General features: G+C 61.1%; 1 protein-coding gene. It reads right to left on the bottom strand.

Features of this window, described 5'->3' with window-relative positions:
• Nucleotides 1-416: cadherin-like domain-containing protein (locus tag UB23_RS29705; RefSeq protein ID WP_045057435.1), on the bottom strand; the 416-nt coding region annotated here is incomplete at both ends.

Raw genomic sequence — 416 nt, forward strand, 5'->3', positions numbered from 1 at the left:
ACCAAGGTGCCGACATTGGCGATGGTCGCGGTGCTACCAGCGGTGTAAGTGCTAGTGCCGATAGTGAAGTTGACCACAGTCACATCGCCGTCGACGCTCGAGGTGCCAGTGAGGACGCTGCCGGTAACGGCGGTGTCTTCCAGGGTGGAGACGGTTTCGCTGGCATCGGTGAAGCTGTCATCAACCGGAGTGACGCTGATATTCAGGGTCGAGGTGACATTGCTACCGGAACCGTCGGTGACGGTGTAGCTGACCACTGGAACGGTGCCGTTGTAGTTAGTGGCTGGGGTGAAGGTGTACGCCCCGTTCGCGCCGATCACCAGGGTGCCGACATTAGCGATAGTCGCGGTGCTGCCGGCGGTGTAGGTGTCCGCACCGATGGTGAAGTTGACCACGGTCACGTCGCCGTCGACGCT

It is taken from the genome of Pseudomonas sp. ES3-33 (assembly GCF_000952175.1).
GTDB lineage: Bacteria > Pseudomonadota > Gammaproteobacteria > Pseudomonadales > Pseudomonadaceae > Aquipseudomonas > Aquipseudomonas gregormendelii.